Below are 21455 nucleotides of genomic sequence, written 5' to 3' on the forward strand. Positions count from 1 at the left end.
GTCCGGATTCGGTCAAAAAAAAACCTTGCGGTCAGGCAAGGTTTGATAAATCTTAGTAGTATCGTTTTCGAGTGAAACAGGCACTGAGCAGCAATAAGAAGACCGCGAGTGTGCCGATCAGCAGCATACCAGCACTTGGGATGGCGAGCCATTCAAGCGCCTCCTTGGCTTCATGCGTCCCTCCAATAGCTGGTGCGGAAAACCCTGCCAATAGCCAGAACAATGAATAACCTAAAGTTCCAAGTCCGAGCATCCAGCTGATGATCAATTTAAAAACCGCGTTGGTGGGTAAGAATGCCAGTAACAGCAATAAACCAACAACAGCCGCTCCGATTGCTCCTGCATGAAGGTGGGCTCTTTTAAGGTATGACCATGATTTACTGATGGTCTTGTCCATTTTTTTCTGATCGCCTTTGTACACGCTCGAAAGAACAGCTTGACCATCTGACTTTAATTGACCTTTCAGAGCTGCTTCATTAGCTCCGAAAACACCTCCTAAGGCAAAGCCACAAAAAATAGTGAATACGGCCAATAGTAATCCCCAGCGGCATGAGCGGATGTTTCTTTCGAAAAATTCCATTTGAGTAAAAGTATTTGTTGATTGATGAAATAAAAGTATATAATAATAAGAACAAAAATGTACTTTATGAAGCTGAATTGCATTTTTAGTCTCTTAAATGCTTAAAGAGTAAGAACATTTCTGTACTGATGCGCTGATTGGCAAGCGTTAGGTTCTCCACCTGCCGATCTTCATAGGGAAGGTGAATCACACGGTCAGCCCCTTTGAGGTAGGGTGAGCTGTTGTCAAGAATGACAGTACAAAAATCCTGATGGGGTACGCCTTTTTCGTTGGGCCTCAGGGAAGTAATTTTTAAAGGAGCTTGCTGATAACCATAGTGCAATTGGTAAATTGGCCTTCCATACTCATCTTTATAGGCGATGAATCCCATTTTTTCAAGGACCTTAATCGTTTCATGGTCAATGCTTCCACCTGTTTCGCTGGCGGCATAAAATGATACCTGCTTGATTTTGAAATAGTGCGCTGCCACGGTCGCCCATGCGAGTGCTAATTGGGTGAGCTGTGGGTCTTGATCAGTGTAAAATAGGAATCGGGCAGGTAAGTTATTGGCCTGTTTTGTGCGGAAATATTGCGCCATTTGTTTAAGCGAAGTGCGTCGGTAGCCTTCCACTTGGTCGTAGGCAGGGATGATATCTTTGTAATGATTGTAAATAATCGGGTAAATGCGCTTTCCTTTAATGTCTTCCACTGTCATGTGTTGGTTCGCCTGTGCCATCAGTTTGGAGGGAATCAAGGAAATCAGCAAGAGGAAAAAAAGCGGTTGATAAATGTTCCTGTTAAAGTGAGCAGTCATCGTGTTGGGAATTTAATAGCGGCACAAAAGTGTGAACTGAGTGGTCAGCGAACAAATATAAGGATAAGATTTAATCTTGAAGGATTTATTTTCGATACGAATGCTTGTAATTTTTGAAGCGCATGCCAATTTATGCGCGCTGTAAGAAGCAAGGGCAAAAAATATTATTTCTGTGGCGGATAGATTAATGGGTATATGTAGAACTTTATGCGGTTTTGAAAGTATAAAATTAAGGAAATCGATCATTAAAAAATATAATCAATATGGATAATACAGGAAAAGGCTTACTTGCATTTTTAGCAGGTGTTTCATTAGGGGTGATTGCGGGCTTGTTGATTGCGCCAGAGTCGGGTGCAGATACACAAGGGCGAATTTCACGCAAAGCGCGGGAATTTGGCGATGATTTAGGCCATCAGGCAGATCAGGGGCGACAAAAAATCAATGATGTTGCAGATCGGATCAGTAAAAAAGCTTCAGGGATGATGTCATAAAAATCAGCCCAGAAAATATTCAAGCGTTACTGCAAAGGTGGTAGCGCTATTTTTTTGTTCTTTTTGATGCTTGGTTTTCGATATTCAAATTAGTTAATTTTTTGTCGATTGCTTAATTTGGGAGTGTTATATCACTAACTATACCAAGTTTGAAAACCTCCAACTTCAAATATGTAACTTTTGAGCAATTTAACAAAGGGTTATTACTGAGCCTTCTGTTGATGTTTTTTCTCTGTGTTTCAGCCTTTTCACAAAGTGGGAAGAAGCAGTCTTTTTCTACTAAAACACCACAAGCCACGATCTCTTCCCACCTTTATTTTTTGGGTAAAGATCATTATCAGCCATCGGTGGCCGCTTATACTATTGCAGGAGATGATATGCAAGTGCAGACTAAGGTTGGCATTGCTATTCAGTTAAAGCAAATTATTGGCAGGTTGGGAGGAATTGACCTGAAGGAGGTTCCTGACAAAAGAAATTATAAAGACGCCTTTTTGGGTGGGGAAAAGAAGTACCAGCCCTTCGAACGGTTTCCTGAAATTTATCTTGAGAAAATAGGGAGCAAATGGCTCTACTCAAAGCAAACCGCACTGAGTGTACCGATGCTCTACGACCGTTTGTTTCCATCGCAAAGCTATCAGGAAGATGAGTCCAGGCTGATAGACTCCCTTGCGGTGCTCGATTCGCTGATTCGTGTGGCAGATTACCGTAATGATTCTATTCAGAAGGCCAAAACGCCAATCGTTAAAACAGTTCCACAGAAAAAAGTTTATACCCTCCCCAAGCAGTTCAACCTGAAAACACCCCGCGGGGCGCTGTCCACGATTTTTTATTTCTTGGATGCCGACCATTACCGTCCTGAGCTTTCTGCTCGGGTGCTTGAGGGGGATTATTCAGCGGAGGAAAAGATTGACCTGGCAATAAAATTTAAGGAGATTATTGATGGTATGGGTTTGATGATCAATTTTAAGGAGATCTCAAATGATGTAAATTATACTGATACCACCACCAACGATCACCGATATTTGGTGCACAAACGATTGCCAGAGCTGTATCTTGAAAAAGAGGGAACGCAGTGGGTGCTTTCTGATGTTTCCGTTGCGATGATTGATGATCTGCACGCAGGGGTTTATGTTTTTGGGAAAGAGCGTATTGATGGGGTCGCCCAAAAAGTACAGCGTTATGTGGGGGAAACAGCTAAAGACAAACTCTGGGGATTGGAGCGATGGCAGGTTGCCTTACTGATATTGGTGATGACTTTCGGCGTGCTCATTTACATTGTGCCCGTTGCGATCTTCACGTTTTTGGTGAAAACCTTCCTCAAACAAGAGGAAGACCATAAATACCCTTTGGAGATTTTCGCGCCAGTTTTAGGGGCCATCATCTTTATTCTGTTTTTCCATTTTTTACCAGCAATAGAATTGCCCCTGGGAATGTACAGTTACCTGCGCTTTTTTGTACGGGTGTTTTACATGATTTTGATCTCTACGGCGATATTCAGAATTCTGGACTGGTGGAGTTCGAGGAGTCATAAGAAACAGGCGCAAAAGCGAGGGTTGTACCCTTTCTTAGCGATGGTGATGAAGATTGTAACGGTGATTTTTGTGGTGCTGATCTTGCTTTCCGAAGCGGGAGTAAACATGACAAGGCTTCTCACGGGACTTTCTATTGGGGGTATTGCCCTGGCTTTGGCTGCACAGGAAACGATCAAGAACTTCTTTGGCTCGGTCATGATTCTTCTCGACCAGCCTTTCACGGTAGGGCAGTGGATCAGTGTCGATACTTATGCTGGCTCAGTAGAAGAAATAGGCTTGCGCTCGACCCGCATCCGTACCTCCGACAATTCAGTGGTTTCCATTCCAAACAGTAAAATGGCTGATCTGACCATCAATAACCTGGGGCGCAGGGAGTATCGAAAGTTTCGAACGGTATTGAAAGTGTCGCAGAATGCCCCTTTGCCACAGATTAACGCCTATATCAGTAGTTTGCGAAGCTATTTTGAGAATCATGACGGCCTTCGGGAGAACCCTCGTGTGTATTTGTATGATGTGACGGCCTATTCTTACGACGTGCTGATTTATATTTATCTGAATGTGGACGACTATAATGAGGAGTTGGCGCTTCGACATGAACTGGTGCATGAAGTGATTCGCCTATCGGTAGAAAACAACCTGAAATTAGCTTCAGCGCCACAGGTAAGTCTGCCACTGGAGCCACCGCAGTAGGCTTTAAAACGCCTCCCCAAATGAAATATAGATTCCGCCGCCTTCTTCCGTCATCCCATAATCAATCCTGAGGTTGGCGGGATCCTGTCGATTGATGTTGAAACGAAAGCCGACTCCTGCGGCAGTTTTGATGTTATTCAGCCTGACCAGATTGCTGGGCTGCGGAGCGACGGTCCCTGCGCCAGCAAAGGCCGTTAAGCCAATTCGCCAGACCAGGTGCTGTCGAAATTCAATTTGTGACTGAAAGGAGTTGCGATCTCGGTACCTGCCAAGCATATACCCCCGCATACTCATTTCTCCTCCCAGCTGGCTCAGTTCCGTCAGTGGGACATCGCCGAGGTTTAATTCCGTCTTGAATTGCAGGGCAAGCACACTTTTTCCTGCGGTTTGAAAATCGAAAAACTTCCGACCGTCGAAGGTTAATTTGACAAAATTAAAGTCGCTCCCCCACAAAGGTTGATGAAAGGTTACCGTTCCTGCAATGTAATAACCGTGGCTCGGTGTCATGATCAAATCACGGTGATCACATAAAATACCCAAGCCCAGGCCAATATTGTTTTGGTTGGCGGTTCCGTAAAAGTCTGTTAAATGATAGCCCGCTGAAGCATCTGTAAGGGAGAGATCATAATACCTGAAGAAGCGTAACTGTGGACCGATAAACAGGCGGTTGGCTATTTTAAAATAAATTTGTTCCTCCAGCTGAAAAGCCTTCGAGCTGAGGGTCATTTTATTCTCTGGGGTTGTCGATGCGCCTACACCGAAAAAATATTCTGGAAATTGGCGATAGTTAAATTGCCCATGCAGGTAAATTTTTTCGCCAGTGGTTAGAATTTCGTGCCTCGATCCAATGGTAAATTGCCCCATCAGTGAGGCCCACCCACTGCCAATAATATTCGACGGGCGGGTAAGGTGCCCTGCCTTTTTTGGCTTGAACTGATACAGTGTGAAAAGCCCAAAAGTAGCACTCGTTTCTTTGGCATAACTGAAAGTGGGAGAGAGCAAAATGGCATTTTTATAATGGTCGTCGGGTGTGTTGGTGCGAGGTACCTTCACGAGCCCGTTAAGGTGAAAAGGGCGTGAAGTTGCCGCAGCAAAATTGGGCAGAACCCCAACAATTATATTTATCACAAGTAAGAAAACTTTCCGAAATGCGCTCATTTTATCCTCAATTAATGTGTTGGATATAAGCAGCGTTCAAAAATCAGCCCAAATGTTTAAGAATCGGCCGGCACAAGATGAATTCCCGTGAGGAGGAAATTTTAGACGGTATTTTTCATTTTCAGTGAAGATGTATAAATAATATAGGCTTGAATTCTTGTTTCGCGCTTAGTGGCTGTCTGCTTGGCAAAAAATAACGCCATATTCATCAATACTTATAAGCGAAAGGGCAAAAGAGAACGAAATTTTTGATAAATTCGGCACTTGTACACAAAACTTCTTTTTGCAGATTGTTTTTTTGCGGGTAGAAATAGATGTTTTTGGAGAATGCGCCAAAGTCCTTTATTTCTTTGCAGATAGGAAGTTTAGCATTGTGTTGAAATTAAACAATAACAGGATAATTTTTAAAATTTAGAGATGAAACAAGACACGAGCTTTTTTGGGCACCCAATGGGGTTGTCTACGCTGTTCGCTACGGAGTTTTGGGAGCGTTTTTCATATTACGGTATGCGCGCCATCCTTACGCTCTTTTTGACTGCCGAGTTGGTTAAAGGTGGTTTCGGCTACACAGAGGCGCATGCGTTAGAGATTTATGGTATTTTTACTGGTTTGGTTTATGTAACTCCTATCATTGGGGGGATCTTGGCTGACAAAGTATTAGGACAACGAAAAACGATTTATATTGGTGGAATTACCATGGCGATTGGTCAGTTTGTACTGACCTATTCGGCAATGCACGGTAACGATCCTACTGCACATCACCAGTTTATGTTTAACCTGGGGTTGGCCATCTTGATTTTGGGTAATGGTTTCTTCAAGCCAAATATCTCAACAATGGTAGGTGGTTTGTATGATGCAAAAGATGATCGCCGTGATGGTGCTTTCACCCTTTTCTATATGGGAATTAACGCTGGAGCCTTCTTTGCGCCATTGGTTGCAGGTTCTTTGGCTGAAAGTGTTGCCTGGTATTATGGATTTATGTCGGCAGGTATCGGTATGTTACTTGGTACTGCTTGGTTCTATTGGAGAGCCGAAACTTTGGGCTTTGTAGGGATGCCACCAAAAGCGAAAATCGATGCTTTGCGTATTGCAGCAAAAGACTGGATGGACGTGATCATTTATGCTGTTGGAACCATTGCCGTGGCTGTTGGTTTTATGTTCGGATGGACGGCTATTGATGGTGATATCCAAGACATCATTTTAGTGGCTGTAGCAGTAGGTGGATCTGCTTATTTGTTGTTCACGATTTTCAAAAATACGGAAGGAAAAACAGAGTGGAGCCGTGTTGGTGTGATCTTCTTGCTGACGATTTTTAACATCGTTTTCTGGTCAGGGTTTGAGCAGGCAGGGGGTACTTTCAACTTGTTTGCCCGCGATATGACCGACCGTTTGGTTTTCGGTTGGGAAATTCCAGCTTCCTATTTCCAGTCTGTTAATGCAATTGCGATCTTTATCTTTGCGCCAATCTTTACCGTTATCTGGGCCAAATTAGGAAAGAAAGGAATCAATCCAAGAACTCCTGTAAAGTTTGCATTGGGGATCTTATTGTTGGGTGCTGGTTTCTTTGTAATGGCACAGGCAGATGCCGCAACAGCGGGTGGAACGATTAAAGTTTCTCCATTATGGTTGGTGTTGGTTTACTTGATCCACACTTGGGGTGAGCTTTGTTTGTCACCAATCGGTTTGTCAATGATCACCAAATTGTCGCCTCCTAAGATTGTTTCTGTCATGATGGGACTATGGATGGGATCGATCGCACTGGGTAACTACCTTGCAGCATCTATGAAGTCTATCGTAGCTTCATACGACTTGCCATTGTTCTACTTCATCGGAGTGGAAGCCGTGATCGCAGCAGTGGTCTTGTTGGCATTGTCACCATTTATGAACAAAATGATGAAGGGTATCCACTAATTGGAATTACCTTCTTGAAAATATCGAAAGCCTCGGGGATAACTCGGGGCTTTTTTTTGTTTATAAGGATTGCCGCAGAATAAGTCCCACGGAATAAATTCCGCGTCTATTTCGAGATGCCCTTTTCAGGGCAGGTGTGTCGAAGTTACATTTTGCAAATGTTGCGGATTGTACTCCGAAGAAAAAATGATCATTCCCATAAATAACGCTCGTCGTATGCTTGTTGATATTTGTTTAAGAATGCCAAATACTCCTCTTTATAGCCCTTTGTTTGGTGGTGTATTTTCTGATTTTTAATGTATTCAGTAACTGCATCTACCTGTGTTGGGTTCACCGAAAAAGCCTCGTAACCCGCTTGCCAATAGAATGGTTTAAGGGCATGATCTTGCTCTTTCATCCAAATAGAGGAGCAGGCTTTTATTTTTTTTACCAAGTCGACTAATGTAATATTTTTGTTGAGCATGCATAGTAGGTGAACGTGATCGAGATATCCACCAACTATTATTGGATGGCAGCTCATATCTTTGCAAAGGGTTGTCAGGTAGGCAAACAAGCGGTTCTCTATTGCGGGTAGAATGAGTGGAACTCGATTTTTTGTTGAGAAGGTAATGTGCATGTAGTTTTGAACCAAAGATGAACCCATCTTACTCTATTTAATGAATATTAAGTTTTTTGCACTTACGAGAGATATGATTTTGGGTATAAACAGATGCTACCTGAATTTTTTTGAGGTACTTTTTATGACAAATGTGCCGAAGGTACATTTCGCAAAAGCTGCGGATTTCAATCCGTAGAAATTGATCCGAGGAAAAATATCGGGGTTTGTATTACCACGGAATAAATTCCGCGTCTATTTCGAGATGCCCTTTTCAGGGCAGGTGTGTCGAAGGCACATCTCGCAAAAGCTGCGGATTTCAATCCGTAGAAAATCAGCCCATAAATTATCATTAAACAAGTTTAATTTTATCTAAATCTCATAAAATAAACATTACCCCAAATAAAATTTACCCCCGCTATTGTTTTACAATTAAAATGTCGGATATTTAAACACGGAAAAAGTGTTTTCGTAATTCCTGATCACTTCCACACCTACGCAGCGCTGATAATTAGATATTTATCAGGCTTTTTTTTGTGCGTTAGTTTTTAGGCTAAATATAAATAATATGAATATCAAAAAAGCATACAGCTTCGACGACGTATTGATTGTCCCTAAATACAACACGATTAAATCTCGTCGTGATGTTTCATTCCGTACGCGTGTAACCAAAAATCATTCGATCGATATTCCAATTTTGATCGCCAATATGGATACCGTTTGTGAAGCTGATATGTGTATTGCTGTCGGTGAATTGGGCGGTTTGGGTGTGCTACACCGATTCCTGACCATCGAAGAGCAAGCCGCTGAGGTGTCCAAAGTAAAGGCGGAAGGTCTGCTTTGTGCTGCCGCTTTGGGTATTAAAGATTATGAAGATCGATTGGCAGCCTTGAGTGAAGCCAAAGTAGATATTATTGTTTTGGACATTGCCCATGGGCACTCTGAAATGGCCAAAGACACCTTGGTGTTTATCAAGAAAAATTATCCGCAGATTGATGTGATGGTAGGGAATATTGCTACCGCGGCAGCTGCATTGGATTTTATGGAATGGGGTGCTGATGGCCTTAAAGTGGGCATTGGCCCTGGGTCTATGTGTACCACCCGTATCATGACAGGCTGTGGCGTGCCTCAGCTTTCTGCGATTGATAATGTATATCAGGCAGTGGCAGGAAAAGTGCCGATCTGTGGCGACGGAGGCATCAAGGTTCCTGGCGACGTGGTGAAAGCGATTGGCGCAGGGGCTGACAATGTAATGGTTGGTTCTATTGTTTCTGGTACAGATGAAACTCCTGGAGAAGTTGTTTCTATGGACGGTAAAAAATATAAGACCTACCGTGGAATGGCCTCTTTTGATGCGGCAATTCAGAAATTGAAGAAAGACAATGTGAAATCAATGGAAGTTGTTTCTGTTGAAGGAGAGAAGACATTGGTTGATTATAAAGGACCTGTGGAGCCGATCATCAAAAAATACCTTGGTGGATTGGCATCAGGCATGACTTATAATGGTACAAATAACATCGCTGCCATGAAAGGTAACGTGGAATTCGTTGAAATTTCTACGCAGGGAATGAAAGAAAGTATTGCGCACGGAGTGAATAAAATTTAAGCTGCGGCGGAATCATAACTTTAGGTAGTAAGCAGTGTCTCGGCAAGGACACTGCTTTTTTTTATGGCCTTTTTATTCTGATTTATATATAGTATTTTGCCCAAGCTGCGGTATGGCACAAAAATGTATCGCTTCAGGTATTTTTCATATCCCTGATCTTATTTTTTCGTACCTTTTGTTACACCCCATCACCTCAATAGAATAACAAAGCATGAGCAAATTTTTCTTCCCATTACTAATCGCTGTTGTTTTAGGTGCATGCCATGCGCCGCCAGAATTACCTCATCAGCCAGAAATAGGTTTCCTGTCGGTGAAGTACTGGGAGACGGATTCCCGCCGTGATTCCCTCAATTTAGTCCTTGCTTTTCAGGATGGTAATGGCGATTTGGGGCTCGCTCCCATCGATACCGTTCCACCTTATAACCGTCGGGATTTCGTGCTTGGCGCCAATGGCCAACCAATAACTTATGCGAATCGTCGTCCCGAAGACCCTATTTTTACCACCAAAAATAATGGTATCAAGTGGGAAATACGTACATCAGAGAGTGAGACGGATTTTCAGGCAGATACTTTAAGGATTGAACTGAACCCGAACCATTATAACTATTTTGTTCGCTGGTACCACAAAGATGCAGGCGTGGAAGGGGCACAATATGAGGAGTATAACTTTCTTGAGGTAACAGGTGTGCCGCTCGATGGCCGCTTTCCAATATTGAATACCACTGATCGTGAGCGTCCGTTGCAAGGCGAGCTTAAGTATGGCATTGTCTCCTCTGGGATTCGGCAATTTAGCAAAGATTCCATTCGGTTGGAATTATGGATTCAGGACAGGGCACTTAATGAAAGTAATCATGTCTTCACACCGAGTTTCACACTAAACGATATTAAGGCGAGTAACTAAACGGATTCGCCGAACATTTAATTTTAGGCGATGAAATATTTACTGATTTTGGGTTTGTTGTTGATCAGCATCCCGACGATGGCACAAAAATCTACTGAGATGAAAGAAAAGGATGAAGCTTACTGGAAAGAAAAACTGAGCCCAGAAGAATACCGGGTACTCAGAGAGAAAGGAACCGAGCGTGCTTTCACGGGGAAATTTGATGATTTCTACGAAGTCGGTTTGTACAGTTGTAAGGCCTGTGGGCAGGATCTGTTTTTGTCAGATGCCAAATTTGCCAGCCACTGTGGATGGCCGAGCTTCTTCAAAACCATTGGGGAGAAGGCTGTAACAGAAACAGTGGATCGCAGTCATGGAATGGTACGCACCGAAATTACCTGCTCAAACTGTGACAGCCACCTTGGGCACGTATTTAATGATGGTCCGCCACCAACAGGCCTGCGGTATTGCATGAATTCTGTCGCTTTGGATTTTAAGCCGATAAAGAAAGAAGATTGATTTGACAAAATACCTCAGGCGATAGGGAAACACTCTCGTAGGCACGTTGCATGCAACGTTCGTACCGTAGGAAAAAAATATCAGACAAGGAAAGCTATTCGAAAGGATGGCTTTTTTTATTTTTTAGAGGAAACTCGATTGTCGATCAAAGAAAGAAATGCTAATTTATGACTTTAATCTAAAGCTATGAAAGTATATACCAAAACTGGCGATAAAGGAACCACCGCCCTTGTGAATGGAAAGCGAGTTTCCAAGTCGCATATCCGACTCGATGCTTACGGAACCACAGATGAGCTCAACAGTTACATCGGTTTGATCCGTGACCGTTCAACAGATCAGGAGCGCCGAGCGCTGTTGCAGGATATTCAAGACAGACTTTTTACCATTGGTTCGCATTTGGCCAAAGATGGCGAGGTGAAATTCGCATTGCCAGAGCTGCATGAAGAAGACATCACCATACTTGAAAAAGCCATAGACAAAATGCAGGAGACGGTGCCACCAATGCGGTCTTTTGTTTTGCCTGGTGGCCACGAAACCTCATCATTCTGTCATATTGCACGTTGCGTTTGCCGTCGTGCTGAGCGCAATGTGATTAAAGTGTCGGAGGAAAGTGAAGTTCCTGACTTGGTCGTGAAGTACCTGAACCGTTTGTCAGACTACCTTTTTGTATTGGCGCGGATGGTCATTTATGAACTCAAGCTGGAAGAAATTCCGTGGGTGCCTAAAAAGTAAAAGCCCTCTTTTGGTGATCAGTCAATGAAATACCGACTAAATCAGGCTTTTTAGTTTTGAAATGAACAGGACAAAGTTTTTGTGGGATCAATTGCTTATCTTTCGGCAATTGTTGGTTTCCATAAGAACATCAATTTAAGATATCAGTAAATATTACCTTTTGAATATGGCAGAGACGCTCTCAATTTCAGAAAACCTCGTGGCGGAAAGTAACCTCCCACAAGTTGATTTTAATAACATCCCTTTTGGGCGAGTATATACGGACCATATGTTTGTCGCAGATTACGTCGATGGACAATGGACAGATTTGCGCATTGAAGCTTACGGAAATATGTCGTTGAGCCCTGCAAACATGGCCCTGCATTACGGGCAGTCAATTTTTGAGGGAATGAAAGCCTTCAAAGATGCTGATGGTAATGTATTGATGTTCCGTCCGGAAGAAAATGCCAAGCGCTTAAATCGTTCTGCAGAACGTATGTGTATGCCTTCAATCCCTGAAGAAATCTTCTTGAGCGGTTTGAAACGTTTGCTTGAAATCGATGGCGACTGGGTGCCGAACTTGGAAGGTACTGCACTTTACATCCGTCCTTATATGTTTGCGATGGATGAATATGTAGGCTTGAAGCCTTCACTAAACTATCGATTCATGATCTTCTGTTGCCCTGTGGGTGCGTACTATTCTCAGCCAGTAAGCGTAAAAGTTGAGGAGGAATATTCTCGTGCAGCATCTGGTGGAACAGGTGAAGCCAAAGCAGCAGGTAACTATGCGGGTTCGCTTTACCCTGCGCGTTTGGCACAACAGCAAGGTTATGACCAATTGATCTGGACTGATTCTATCGAGCACAAATACATCGAGGAAGCGGGAACGATGAACCTGATGTTTGTGATGGATGGCGAATTGTATTCTCCTGCATTGTCAGGTACCATTCTTCCAGGAATCACCCGAGCATCTGTTTTGCAGGTGGCTGAAGAGTGGGGTGTGAAAGTTCACGTTGGTCGTTTGGCTGTAGAAACTGTGATCGAAGCACACCGCGCAGGTAAATTGCAAGAAGTTTTTGGTGTAGGAACAGCCGTAACCGTAAGTTCAATTTGTCGCATCGGTTTCCGAGGTGAGGATTTTGAATTGGATATGGAAAACCGTGAGCTGTCACAAAAAATTGCCTCCTATTTCGAGTCGATCCGTTACGGAAAACAAGAAGATACACACGGTTGGATTGAGAAGGTTTAATCCGGTTCACCGTAAAATATTATAATTGTAGAGCCAGCGCATGCGCTGGCTTTTTTTGTGCAAAAAAACCAATCCCCAAAGGATTCAATATTAAAGCGATGGGTGAAACCCATCGAAATTTAGCACCCCCGCCACCAACCCTGAAAGGGTGGAGTTACCTCCATAAGTATCGTTCATTAAATAAAGGGAGATTCGATTTGTGATTAAACCTCTTCAGGATTGATCGGCTTGTGTATGATAAATCAGTTCGGAAGAAAACACATTTCCCAATAAATTTCCGTTCTGAAATTATAATTTCCTACCTTTGCGCAACGGTTTCCTATATAAGGAAATACTAAATCATTATTTTCAACAACTTATCTATCCATGACAGTAGAACAACTGAAGGATTTAAAGGCGCGTATTTCGGCCTTGAGGGGGTATCTTTGACTACGATCGTAAGGTATCAGAAATCGCAGAAGAAGAAACAATAACTGCTCAGCCTGAATTTTGGAATGATCCAAAGGAGGCGGAGAAAATCCTGAAAGGGATCAGAAATAAAAAAGTCTGGACCGACGCCTTTGCGGTATGCTTTTCTGGTCTGGAAGACTTAGAGACACTCTATGAGTTTTACCAGGAAGGGGATGTAGACATGGACGAGGTGGACGTGGACTATAAAAAGGTGCTGAATGATGTTGAGGAATTGGAGTTCAAGAAGATGCTTTCTGCAGAGGAAGATCAATTGGGGGCCATGCTCGAGATCAACCCAGGAGCAGGAGGTACGGAGTCGCAGGATTGGTCAGAGATCCTGATGCGTATGTACATCATGTGGGGTGAGAAGAACGGCATGAAAGTGAAGCAGATTGATTACCAGGCGGGGGATGTGGCAGGCTTGAAGCGTGCGACATTGTCTTTCGAAGGGGAGTTTGCTTACGGTTTGCTGAAATCAGAAAATGGAGTACACCGTTTGGTGCGTATTTCTCCTTTTGATTCTGGTGGACGTCGCCACACGTCATTCTCATCGGTATATGTTTACCCAATGGTAGATGATACGATTGAGATCAACGTGAACCCTGCGGATATCAAGTTTGATACTTTCCGTTCATCAGGTGCTGGTGGGCAGAACGTGAACAAGGTAGAGACGGCAGTGCGTTTGCATCATGGACCTTCAGGGCTCGTGATCGAATGTCAGCAGGAGCGTTCGCAGTTGGGTAACAAGGAGATTGCTATCCAGATGCTGAAGTCCAAGCTTTACCAATTGGAGGTAGATAAGCGTAATGAGGCACGTGCAGAGATTGAAGATTCCAAAATGGGAATTGATTTCGGTTCGCAGATCCGTAACTACGTTTTGCATCCCTACAAATTGATCAAGGATGCCCGTACAGGCGTTGAGCGCACCGACGTTCAGAATGTCCTCGACGGTGATTTGGATGATTATATCAAAGCTTATTTGTTGGCCGCACAAGGCAGCAACAACGAGCAGGATTAATTTTTCCTCATAGATATTGAAAGGGAGTTGTGTGATACAGCTCCCTTTTTTTGATTTGTAGAGACGTTATTCTTAATGTCTTCTTGCAGTGGGAAAAGGACCATGATTTTCATGATTAAAAGGATTGCCCTGATTTTTTAAACGGCTCCCTGTAAAGGCATAATTCATTATGTCTCACGTCTTGTTTTGATTCAGATTTGTAGAGACGTTATTCTTAACGTCTTCTTGCACCGGGAAAGGAGATCATGATTTTCATGATTAAAAGGATTCTTGATTCTTTCTTTGGGGCTCAAGTAAAGAGGCTGTCGCACAACCATAACCTGAAGTTGTCCCTCAAATTTTATTTGGTCGCTGTATGGGCAGACCTGGGTGTCTGCCCAAATTCTCATAAATTTTGGATGGTTTGGATACACACATAGGTGCATCCGTACAGCTTACAAAATAATCTTTTGTGTCATACTCTAAGAATTAGGTTGTGCAGCAGCCCCTCACGTTACAATTTGAATAAATCGAATGAAAAATCTATATGATCAGTATTGTGTTAGACGTAAGTAATTACGTCTCTACAGGATAATGATTTTAACTTGATAATATTGAGGGTGTTCCAAGCGAGGTGCTTGAATCAGGATAGCTTTATTTCAACTTTCACCGCTCTCAAACCCTTAGACTTTTTGGTATTGCTTTTTCTTAGGCTAAATTTGCAGCCTGCCTTCAGGCCGATTATTTATTTACAAGTAATGCTTTGAAAACAACATCCATCTATCACTTCCAATTCTGGCTTTTGTGCCTGAGTTCCCTTCTTTTCTTCGCCAGTTTCAATATGCTCGTTCCCGAGTTGCCCGAATACCTGACCCGCATGGGTGGAGCGGATTATAAAGGTTGGATCATTGCCCTTTTTACGCTTACGGCTGGCCTATCGCGACCTTTCAGTGGTAAGCTGACCGACACCATTGGCCGTGTGCCCGTAATGATCTTCGGGGCAAGCGTCTGTTTTGTGATGGGCTTCCTGTATCCGATCATGCAGACGGTGGGTGGTTTTCTGATGATTCGACTCTTTCACGGACTATCGACAGGTTTCAAACCCACCGCCACCAGTGCTTATGTGGCGGATGTGGTGCCTGCCAAAAGGCGTGGAGAGGCCATGGGAATTCATGGTTTCTTTGGTTCTACGGGCATGGCATTGGGGCCGTGGTTCGGGAGTTTGATTGCCAATCAATATGGTATTGATGCCCTTTTCTATACCTCAAGTGTGGTGTCCATTTTGTCGGTGATTATTCTTTTTGGGATGAATGAAACGGTGGAGGAGAAACAGCCTTTTCAGTTGAAATTACTCAATGTCGGCTTGGATGACTTTTTCGATGCACGCGTTTTAGTGCCTTCGGTGGTGATGTTGTTTACCGTCTATTCTTTTGGGGTGGTGCTGACCATCATTCCCGATTTTACCGTGCATTTGGGCATCTCCAATAAGGGAATTTTCTTTACCGCCTTTACCGTGGCTTCCTTGTTGTGTCGGGTGGTGATGGGGCGCTTGTCCGATAAATATGGTCGCCGACCGATCTCTATCATTGGCCTGACGATCATGAGTGCGGGCATGATCCTTCTGGGATTTGTCAATAATTTCACCTTGTTGATGGTCGCTGCTGGGCTGTTTGGATTTGGCTTCGGGTCGATGATTCCTGCGATTTATGCTTGGGTAATTGATCTGGCGGATGATGCCCGTCGTGGTCGGGCAATCGCCACCATGTACATCGCTTTGGAGTTGGGGATTGGTATTGGGGCCTTGGCCTCGCAGGCGGTTTATGATAATCAAGCGGATAATTTTCCAATTACTTTTTGGTCTGCAGGGGCAATGTGTTTGATCGCTTTGGGGTATGTGGTATTGCGCGGCAAAAGAACGGCGTAATTAATTTTCACAGAGAAAGATCAAACCGTTATATTTTACTATCCAAATATTCTCCTTTTTTAGTCATTTTATCCTGCTTTGGATATCAATAGATTTTTGAAACCTGTCTTATAGTATCTCAATGAAGGTTTTGGTAGTTTATGAATATTAAACTTAACCAAAACCTATTTTTATGCCTAAATATTGGCTCCTGATTTTTTGTGGTGCTTTTCTTTTTAGTTGCCAAAGCTCGCCTCAAGATCCACAACCTGATGATGCGATTGATGAACCGCCCAAGGTCGATGTACCCGTTGATGATGAAGTAAGCCCAATTGAGCCGACTTGTTATCTGAAAACGATGAAAGGGGGGTATAGTCATTCAGATGAGGTCAACTCTATCTCCACCTACAGCTATGATGAAAACAAGAGATTGATTTCAGTTGTTGATCAAAACCTGAATCCCGAATACACTACTGTTGAAACTTATATATACAATGAAAAAGGGCAGTGTATAGCAATGGAGTATACAGGAACTGAAGTTGAAGGGAAGATGGGGCATACATACACTTATGATGAGTTAGGGCGCTTGATTAAAGTCTATCTTGATTTGAAAGGTGAAGCAGTAAACAGCCGAGTAGGAAGAAAACTTAAAGATACTTTTTTCAAACAGTTTTTGGGGATAGCTCATCAGCGACAAAAGCAAGTCAATGAATCCAACGAAACGATTACCTTGGTTTATCAGGGGGATGCTAAATATCCCTCACAGATGATTGGTTCCTATGATGTTGAAGGAGAGTCAATTATTCATACGAATGATTTGGTGTTTGAGAATGGTAATTTGGTGCATTTCTCGGATACTTACATTGATGAAGATGGTCAAGAGGTATTTAGGGAAGTCATTTGCGAATATGATGATAAACCATTGATTTTATCTCAGTTACCTCAAGGTATAATTTCCCCCAATCTTCAGACAGCAATCTCTGCTATTTAAATTATTTTCCCTTGAACTCAAAACATCTGAGCGAGTTATCAAGTGCTTCAGTGAATCTTGTCAAGGGTGCTCCTGTGTTGCGCCTGCGGCAGGAGCATTTACCCGCCCTTGACTGATTCTAAGGAAGCGCTTACTTTTGCTTCTGATGTTGTTGAGTGCGGCTTGGATTGGTAAAGATCGCAGGGCCTTTTCTCATCGATTGAGCTATGCCTTCTTTCGTTATTGTAAAAGTTCATATATTCGATAAGTCCTATCTGCAGCTTTAATCCATCGCGATACTCATTCAAATAAATATCTTCATATTTGACCGTTCGCCAAAATCGTTCAATGTAAATATTGTCGGTTGCTCGACCTTTTCCATCCATGCTAATAGTTACTCCTTGGCCTAAGAGATAGCCCGTAAAGAGATCACTCGTAAATTGACTCCCTTGGTCTGTATTGACAATTTCAGGAGCGCCATGGTTGTTAATACATTCTTGAATTGTATTGCGGCACCACTCTGCTGACATGGTGTTTGAGAGTGACCAGCCTACAATATATCGAGAGTGGACATCAATCACAGCCATCAGATACATGAACCCTTTTGCAATAGGAACATAGCTGATATCCGTCTCCCAAACTTGATTTGAATGGGTTATTTCAAGGTTTCTAAGTAAATAGGGGTATATTTTATTTTCAGGTGAAGGTTTTGAAGTGTGCGGACCAGGAAGAAGAGAACGAAGCCCCATGACTTTGTACAGACGTTCAATTCGCTTCTTATTGATCGGATAACCGCAATCATTAATCAAAAACGAAGTCATAGAAGGTACCCCTCGAAAAGGATGCTCAAGGTATTCTTTGTCAATTACACGCATCAATTCAAGATTCAATTCACTTTCCCCTTTTGGCTTGTAATACCAGCCCGAACGAGAAATTTGGAGAAGCTCACATTGACGTCTAATGCTTAAATCAGCATGTTCCTCATCGACCATCACCTGTCTTTCGGTAACGCTCTTTACTTCGATGAGGCCTTTTTTAAAAAATCATTCTCAACTTGAAGTTGTCCTATTTTAGAGTATAATTTATTTAACGCTCCTTCATGATCAGATTCCTGCTTGATAGCCTTACTCCCTTTTTCAAAAACACTCGATGCATTCTCCAAAAAAAGTTGTTTCCATTGGCCAATCTGTGCAGGACTGATTTCATATTTCTGACAAAGTTCCGCTGTGCTTTGTTGTTCTTTGATCGCTTCAAGTGCTACCTTGGCTTTAAACTTGGGGCTAAATTTTCTTCTGCTTTTCATTGATTTACAAGTTAGTATATTATTTTAACTTGCTGTCTGAATTGTTGGGGTAATTATAAGGAGAGAGAGTCATTAGTGGTCTGATCTATGAGAATAATTTAATTCACACTCATATCAAAGAAAATGGCGTCAGCCAATTCGAGCAGTTTTTCAATTTTGAATATGATGAGGAGGGCAAAGCTATTTCTGGAACCTACGCAATGGAACATTATTCTGACGGTATTTCCGGTGGTTATGAGGAGTATGGCTTTGGGATTTTTGAGTATGATTGTAATGATTAATTTATATAAATATCAACCTAAATGAAAAATTTAGTTTTAGCTGTATTGTCAGCATTTTTGTTGTTCGGGTGTAGCTCTGATGAAGAAATTGGAGTTAGTAATCAACACCCGAAAGATCTTGAGATTATTTGTCCATTAGTTTCTGTTTCGAGTGATGAGGGATACATTTACACCATCAATTATGTTTATGAGGAAAGTAAGCTCGTTTACTACACATTAACAACATCGGACGGTTATCCCAGCACAATAGCTACCTACAAATATAACGCACAAGGACTGTTAAGTGAAGAAAAAGCTGGTGGTGTTACAACTTATTACGAATATGATGAGGCTGATCGTTTGATAAAAACTACTCAAAGGTACCCAACTGGTGCTTTGCGTAATAAAAGTAGCAAGGGTGCTCGCTTTCCTTTTTATCAGCTTTTGAATAAGAGAAGATCCCACCTAAACACTCGCTTGGGTAATAGCGAAACTGAAGATGATTACACTGAATATCAATATAGGGCAGGAGAATTTTATCCCTATAAATTGGTGTCATATTATTCTGAGGGAGGAGAAAAGGGTATTATGGAAGGTGAATTGGAGTATAAGAATGGAAACGTTACTCGGGTGGTATTAATTAATTCCTTAGATGATGAACGGGTCGAGTATTTGATGCATTATGATGATAAGCCGTTGAGCGATGCTTCAGTACCTTTTGCTGTGCGATTTGAAAGCTTACAGTTTGCGGTCAATAATCTTATTCTTGTAGAGGGGTATTTCAATGGGAAGCTTACCATGGAAGATAAAAGTGAGCCTACTTATTCGGAGAATGGGTTGATAGCTGAAACTAAATTAAGCATTGTTGCATATGATGAGGATGGCGAGGTAACCTATTCAGAGGAGCAAGTGTTGAAATATAATTATCAGTGCGACTGATTTTTCGATAATTTTTTTTGTGGCGGAAGTCGCTAAAAATAATGCAGTTAACAAAAGGTGAGTGATTGGGCTGAAAAAAAAGCAAACCCCTTGTTTGCATTTTTAAATCCGTTGCTTACCTTTGCAATCCCTTAAGGAAACAAACGCAGTCAAAAAGCAGGCGTTTTCAGCGGAATCTCAACGGAGATGCTGTTAAGGGCGATTTAATGAATCACAAAGATATTCTCTGCGGGTGTGGCGAAATTGGTAGACGCACTAGATTTAGGATCTAGCGCCGCGAGGTGTGTGGGTTCGAGTCCCTCCACCCGCACTATTACGACAGAATATCTTTTGCGGATGTGGCGAAATTGGTAGACGCACTAGATTTAGGATCTAGCGCCGCGAGGTGTGTGGGTTCGAGTCCCTCCATCCGCACTAATTCATTAAATCGAAAATAATATTGATTCTTCAATAACGATAATGCCTGCGGGCGTGGCGAAATTGGTAGACGCACTAGATTTAGGATCTAGCGCCGCGAGGTGTGTGGGTTCGAGTCCCTCCGCCCGCACTACGTTATGAAGAATCTGCGGATGTGGCGAAATTGGTAGACGCACTAGATTTAGGATCTAGCGCCGCGAGGTGTGTGGGTTCGAGTCCCTCCATCCGCACGAAGCACAAATCGAAAGGTTTGTGCTTTTTTTATGCCTGATTTTTTTTTGGCAATAAAAAACCTCTCGTGGGGAGAGGTTCTGTTTTTCTTGTGGTTTGTCAAACGTAAAGTCCGTCGAGCTCAGTGAGGATCTTTCGAGAGATCACGATCCGTTGAATTTCCGAGGTCCCTTCATAAATCTGCGTAATCTTCGCATCACGCATCAGTCGCTCTACATGGTATTCCTTTACAAAGCCATAGCCGCCGTGTATTTGTACGGCTTCTACGGTGGTTTTCATGGCCACTTCAGAGGCCATCAGCTTGGCCATGGCGCTCCACTTCGAAAAGTCCCTTTTTTGATCTTTTTCATAAGCAGCTTTCAGTACCAGGAGGCGGGCGGCTTCAATTTCAGTGGCCATGTCAGCGAGTTTAAAGGAGATCGCCTGATGGTGTGCAATGGGCTTGTTGAAGGTCTTCCTCTCGAGGCTGTAGTTTCGGGCCAGTTCGAAGGCACCAGAGGCTATACCGAGCGCCTGGGCGGCAATACCGATGCGTCCGCCATTCAGGGTGTTCATGGCGAAATTAAAGCCAAAGCCGTCTTCACCAATTCTGTTTTCTTTTGGTACCTTAACGTCTGTAAAACTCAGCATATGGGTATCGGAACCTCGGATCCCCAGCTTGTCCTCTTTTTTACCTACCACGAAGCCTTCCATTTCTTTTTCAACAATCAGGCAGTTGATTCCCTTGTGCCCTTTTTCTCGGTCCGTTTGTGCTATGACTAAATAAATGGAGGCGCTATTGCCATTGGTAATCCAGTTTTTTGTTCCATTGAGCAGGTAATGGTCCCCCATGTCAATGGCTTCGGTCTGTTGGCTTGTGGCATCGCTACCTGCTTCAGGCTCTGAAAGGCAGAAGGCGCCGATAAGTGCTCCGCTGGCCAGTGGTTTCAGGTATTTTCCTTTTTGTGCTTCCGTGCCGTATTTCTCCAGCCCCCAACACACCAGGGAATTATTCACAGACATCGAAACCGATGCGGAGGCATCAACTTTAGAGATCTCCTCCATGGCCAGAACGTAGGAGATGGTGTCCATTCCTCCTCCATTATATTTGGGGTCTACCATCATGCCCATAAAGCCTAAAGCGCCCATTTCCTGGATCTGTTCCGCGGGAAAGGATTGTGCGTTGTCACGTTCGATCACGCCAGGCAGGAGTGCAGTTTTGGCAAAGTCCCTGGCGGCATCCCTTACGGCAATATGCTCTTCGGTTAAATCAAAATTCATAAGTGGTCAG

At 43.0% G+C, this 21455-nt stretch carries 19 protein-coding genes and 4 tRNA genes; 16 read left to right on the forward strand and 7 right to left on the reverse strand.

Annotated elements, in window-relative coordinates; genetic code table 11:
• Positions 1-52 precede the first annotated feature (52 nt).
• A complete protein-coding gene (locus AABK40_RS02985) occupies positions 53-580 on the reverse strand; it encodes a hypothetical protein (RefSeq protein WP_338397602.1) in 528 nt (175 codons plus the stop codon).
• Between the two features lie 85 nt (positions 581-665).
• Positions 666-1373, reverse strand: a complete 708-nt coding sequence (locus tag AABK40_RS02990; protein WP_332922515.1) for a hypothetical protein — start codon at positions 1371-1373, stop codon at positions 666-668.
• Between the two features lie 263 nt (positions 1374-1636).
• Here AABK40_RS02990 and AABK40_RS02995 point away from each other — a divergent pair, with 263 nt between their 5' ends.
• Positions 1637-1864 carry a YtxH domain-containing protein gene (locus AABK40_RS02995; RefSeq protein WP_332922514.1) on the forward strand — a complete coding sequence of 76 codons (228 nt, stop codon included), beginning with the start codon at positions 1637-1639 and terminating at the stop codon, positions 1862-1864.
• Between the two features lie 149 nt (positions 1865-2013).
• Complete coding sequence (locus AABK40_RS03000; protein ID WP_338397603.1) at positions 2014-4086, forward strand: mechanosensitive ion channel family protein; 2073 nt, start codon at positions 2014-2016, stop codon at positions 4084-4086.
• A 3-nt stretch (positions 4087-4089) separates the two neighbouring features.
• Here the strand turns inward: AABK40_RS03000 and AABK40_RS03005 are convergent, their stop codons facing one another.
• Positions 4090-5214: a BamA/TamA family outer membrane protein gene (locus AABK40_RS03005; protein WP_338397604.1), complete on the reverse strand. Its 1125-nt coding sequence runs from the start codon at positions 5212-5214 to the stop codon at positions 4090-4092.
• Positions 5215-5661: 447 nt separating this feature from the next.
• On the opposite strand from AABK40_RS03005, the gene AABK40_RS03010 reads away from it, so the two are divergent.
• The gene (locus AABK40_RS03010) at positions 5662-7155 is read left to right on the forward strand and encodes a peptide MFS transporter (RefSeq protein ID WP_338397605.1); all 1494 of its coding nucleotides are present in this window, start codon (positions 5662-5664) and stop codon (positions 7153-7155) included.
• A gap of 190 nt (positions 7156-7345) precedes the next feature.
• On the opposite strand, the gene tnpA is transcribed toward AABK40_RS03010, so the two are convergent.
• The gene (gene tnpA / locus AABK40_RS03015) at positions 7346-7798 is read right to left on the reverse strand and encodes an IS200/IS605 family transposase (protein WP_338397606.1); all 453 of its coding nucleotides are present in this window, start codon (positions 7796-7798) and stop codon (positions 7346-7348) included.
• 520 nt (positions 7799-8318) lie between these two features.
• Between tnpA and AABK40_RS03020 the strand changes: the two genes are divergently transcribed.
• The 8 genes from AABK40_RS03020 to AABK40_RS03055 all read left to right on the forward strand — a co-directional run bounded on the left by AABK40_RS03020 (position 8319) and on the right by AABK40_RS03055 (position 17056).
• Complete coding sequence (locus AABK40_RS03020; protein ID WP_338397607.1) at positions 8319-9356, forward strand: guanosine monophosphate reductase; 1038 nt, start codon at positions 8319-8321, stop codon at positions 9354-9356.
• A gap of 211 nt (positions 9357-9567) precedes the next feature.
• Positions 9568-10257, forward strand: coding sequence for a hypothetical protein (locus AABK40_RS03025; protein ID WP_332922509.1), 690 nt, complete (start codon positions 9568-9570; stop codon positions 10255-10257).
• Between the two features lie 30 nt (positions 10258-10287).
• A complete protein-coding gene (gene msrB / locus AABK40_RS03030; protein ID WP_338397608.1) occupies positions 10288-10755 on the forward strand; it encodes a peptide-methionine (R)-S-oxide reductase MsrB in 468 nt (155 codons plus the stop codon).
• A gap of 186 nt (positions 10756-10941) precedes the next feature.
• Positions 10942-11487 (forward strand): cob(I)yrinic acid a,c-diamide adenosyltransferase, encoded by a 546-nt coding sequence (locus AABK40_RS03035; RefSeq protein WP_332922507.1) that lies wholly within the window; start codon positions 10942-10944, stop codon positions 11485-11487.
• 166 nt (positions 11488-11653) lie between these two features.
• Entirely contained in the window at positions 11654-12715 is a 1062-nt protein-coding gene (locus AABK40_RS03040) for a branched-chain amino acid aminotransferase (RefSeq protein ID WP_338397609.1), read from the forward strand.
• A gap of 366 nt (positions 12716-13081) precedes the next feature.
• A protein-coding gene (gene prfB / locus AABK40_RS03045; RefSeq protein WP_332922504.1) for a peptide chain release factor 2 occupies positions 13082-14183 on the forward strand; the annotation gives its coding sequence in 2 pieces (ribosomal slippage) (positions 13082-13141 and positions 13143-14183; 1101 coding nt in all).
• A 742-nt stretch (positions 14184-14925) separates the two neighbouring features.
• On the forward strand, positions 14926-16086 hold the full coding sequence (locus tag AABK40_RS03050; RefSeq protein WP_338397610.1) for an MFS transporter: 1161 nt from the start codon (positions 14926-14928) through the stop codon (positions 16084-16086).
• A gap of 172 nt (positions 16087-16258) precedes the next feature.
• Positions 16259-17056: a hypothetical protein gene (locus AABK40_RS03055; RefSeq protein WP_338397611.1), complete on the forward strand. Its 798-nt coding sequence runs from the start codon at positions 16259-16261 to the stop codon at positions 17054-17056.
• A gap of 98 nt (positions 17057-17154) precedes the next feature.
• Here the strand turns inward: AABK40_RS03055 and AABK40_RS03060 are convergent, their stop codons facing one another.
• Positions 17155-18060 (reverse strand): IS3 family transposase, encoded by a 906-nt coding sequence (locus AABK40_RS03060; protein ID WP_338398059.1) that lies wholly within the window; start codon positions 18058-18060, stop codon positions 17155-17157.
• A complete protein-coding gene (locus tag AABK40_RS03065) occupies positions 18051-18338 on the reverse strand; it encodes a transposase (protein ID WP_338396827.1) in 288 nt (95 codons plus the stop codon). Before AABK40_RS03065 ends, AABK40_RS03060 begins: the two co-directional genes overlap by 10 nt.
• A gap of 302 nt (positions 18339-18640) precedes the next feature.
• Here AABK40_RS03065 and AABK40_RS03070 point away from each other — a divergent pair, with 302 nt between their 5' ends.
• The 5 genes from AABK40_RS03070 (at position 18641) to AABK40_RS03090 (ending at position 20184) form a co-directional block, all read left to right on the forward strand.
• Positions 18641-19537 (forward strand): RHS repeat domain-containing protein, encoded by an 897-nt coding sequence (locus tag AABK40_RS03070; protein ID WP_338397612.1) that lies wholly within the window; start codon positions 18641-18643, stop codon positions 19535-19537.
• A gap of 228 nt (positions 19538-19765) precedes the next feature.
• Positions 19766-19847: transfer RNA gene (locus tag AABK40_RS03075), tRNA-Leu, on the forward strand.
• A gap of 22 nt (positions 19848-19869) precedes the next feature.
• Positions 19870-19951 (forward strand) — tRNA-Leu (locus AABK40_RS03080).
• A 51-nt stretch (positions 19952-20002) separates the two neighbouring features.
• A tRNA-Leu gene (locus AABK40_RS03085) sits at positions 20003-20084 on the forward strand.
• A gap of 18 nt (positions 20085-20102) precedes the next feature.
• A tRNA-Leu gene (locus AABK40_RS03090) sits at positions 20103-20184 on the forward strand.
• Between the two features lie 100 nt (positions 20185-20284).
• Here AABK40_RS03090 and AABK40_RS03095 read toward each other — a convergent pair.
• Positions 20285-21445 (reverse strand): acyl-CoA dehydrogenase family protein, encoded by a 1161-nt coding sequence (locus tag AABK40_RS03095; RefSeq protein ID WP_338397613.1) that lies wholly within the window; start codon positions 21443-21445, stop codon positions 20285-20287.
• Positions 21446-21455 lie beyond the last annotated feature (10 nt).

Origin of the sequence: Persicobacter psychrovividus, assembly GCF_036492425.1 — a bacterium.
In the GTDB taxonomy this organism is placed as follows: domain Bacteria; phylum Bacteroidota; class Bacteroidia; order Cytophagales; family Cyclobacteriaceae; genus Persicobacter; species Persicobacter psychrovividus.

Coding starts and splice junctions, on each gene's coding strand:
- AABK40_RS03020 (WP_338397607.1), top strand. CDS start 8,319: ATGAATATCAAAAAAGCATACAGCTTCGACGACGTATTGATTGTCCCT.
- tnpA (WP_338397606.1), bottom strand. CDS start 7,798: ATGGGTTCATCTTTGGTTCAAAACTACATGCACATTACCTTCTCAACA.
- msrB (WP_338397608.1), top strand. CDS start 10,288: ATGAAATATTTACTGATTTTGGGTTTGTTGTTGATCAGCATCCCGACG.
- AABK40_RS02985 (WP_338397602.1), bottom strand. CDS start 580: ATGGAATTTTTCGAAAGAAACATCCGCTCATGCCGCTGGGGATTACTA.
- AABK40_RS03040 (WP_338397609.1), top strand. CDS start 11,654: ATGGCAGAGACGCTCTCAATTTCAGAAAACCTCGTGGCGGAAAGTAAC.
- AABK40_RS03025 (WP_332922509.1), top strand. CDS start 9,568: ATGAGCAAATTTTTCTTCCCATTACTAATCGCTGTTGTTTTAGGTGCA.
- AABK40_RS03065 (WP_338396827.1), bottom strand. CDS start 18,338: ATGAAAAGCAGAAGAAAATTTAGCCCCAAGTTTAAAGCCAAGGTAGCA.
- AABK40_RS03095 (WP_338397613.1), bottom strand. CDS start 21,445: ATGAATTTTGATTTAACCGAAGAGCATATTGCCGTAAGGGATGCCGCC.
- AABK40_RS03035 (WP_332922507.1), top strand. CDS start 10,942: ATGAAAGTATATACCAAAACTGGCGATAAAGGAACCACCGCCCTTGTG.
- AABK40_RS03010 (WP_338397605.1), top strand. CDS start 5,662: ATGAAACAAGACACGAGCTTTTTTGGGCACCCAATGGGGTTGTCTACG.
- AABK40_RS02990 (WP_332922515.1), bottom strand. CDS start 1,373: ATGACTGCTCACTTTAACAGGAACATTTATCAACCGCTTTTTTTCCTC.
- AABK40_RS02995 (WP_332922514.1), top strand. CDS start 1,637: ATGGATAATACAGGAAAAGGCTTACTTGCATTTTTAGCAGGTGTTTCA.
- AABK40_RS03055 (WP_338397611.1), top strand. CDS start 16,259: ATGCCTAAATATTGGCTCCTGATTTTTTGTGGTGCTTTTCTTTTTAGT.
- AABK40_RS03070 (WP_338397612.1), top strand. CDS start 18,641: ATGAAAAATTTAGTTTTAGCTGTATTGTCAGCATTTTTGTTGTTCGGG.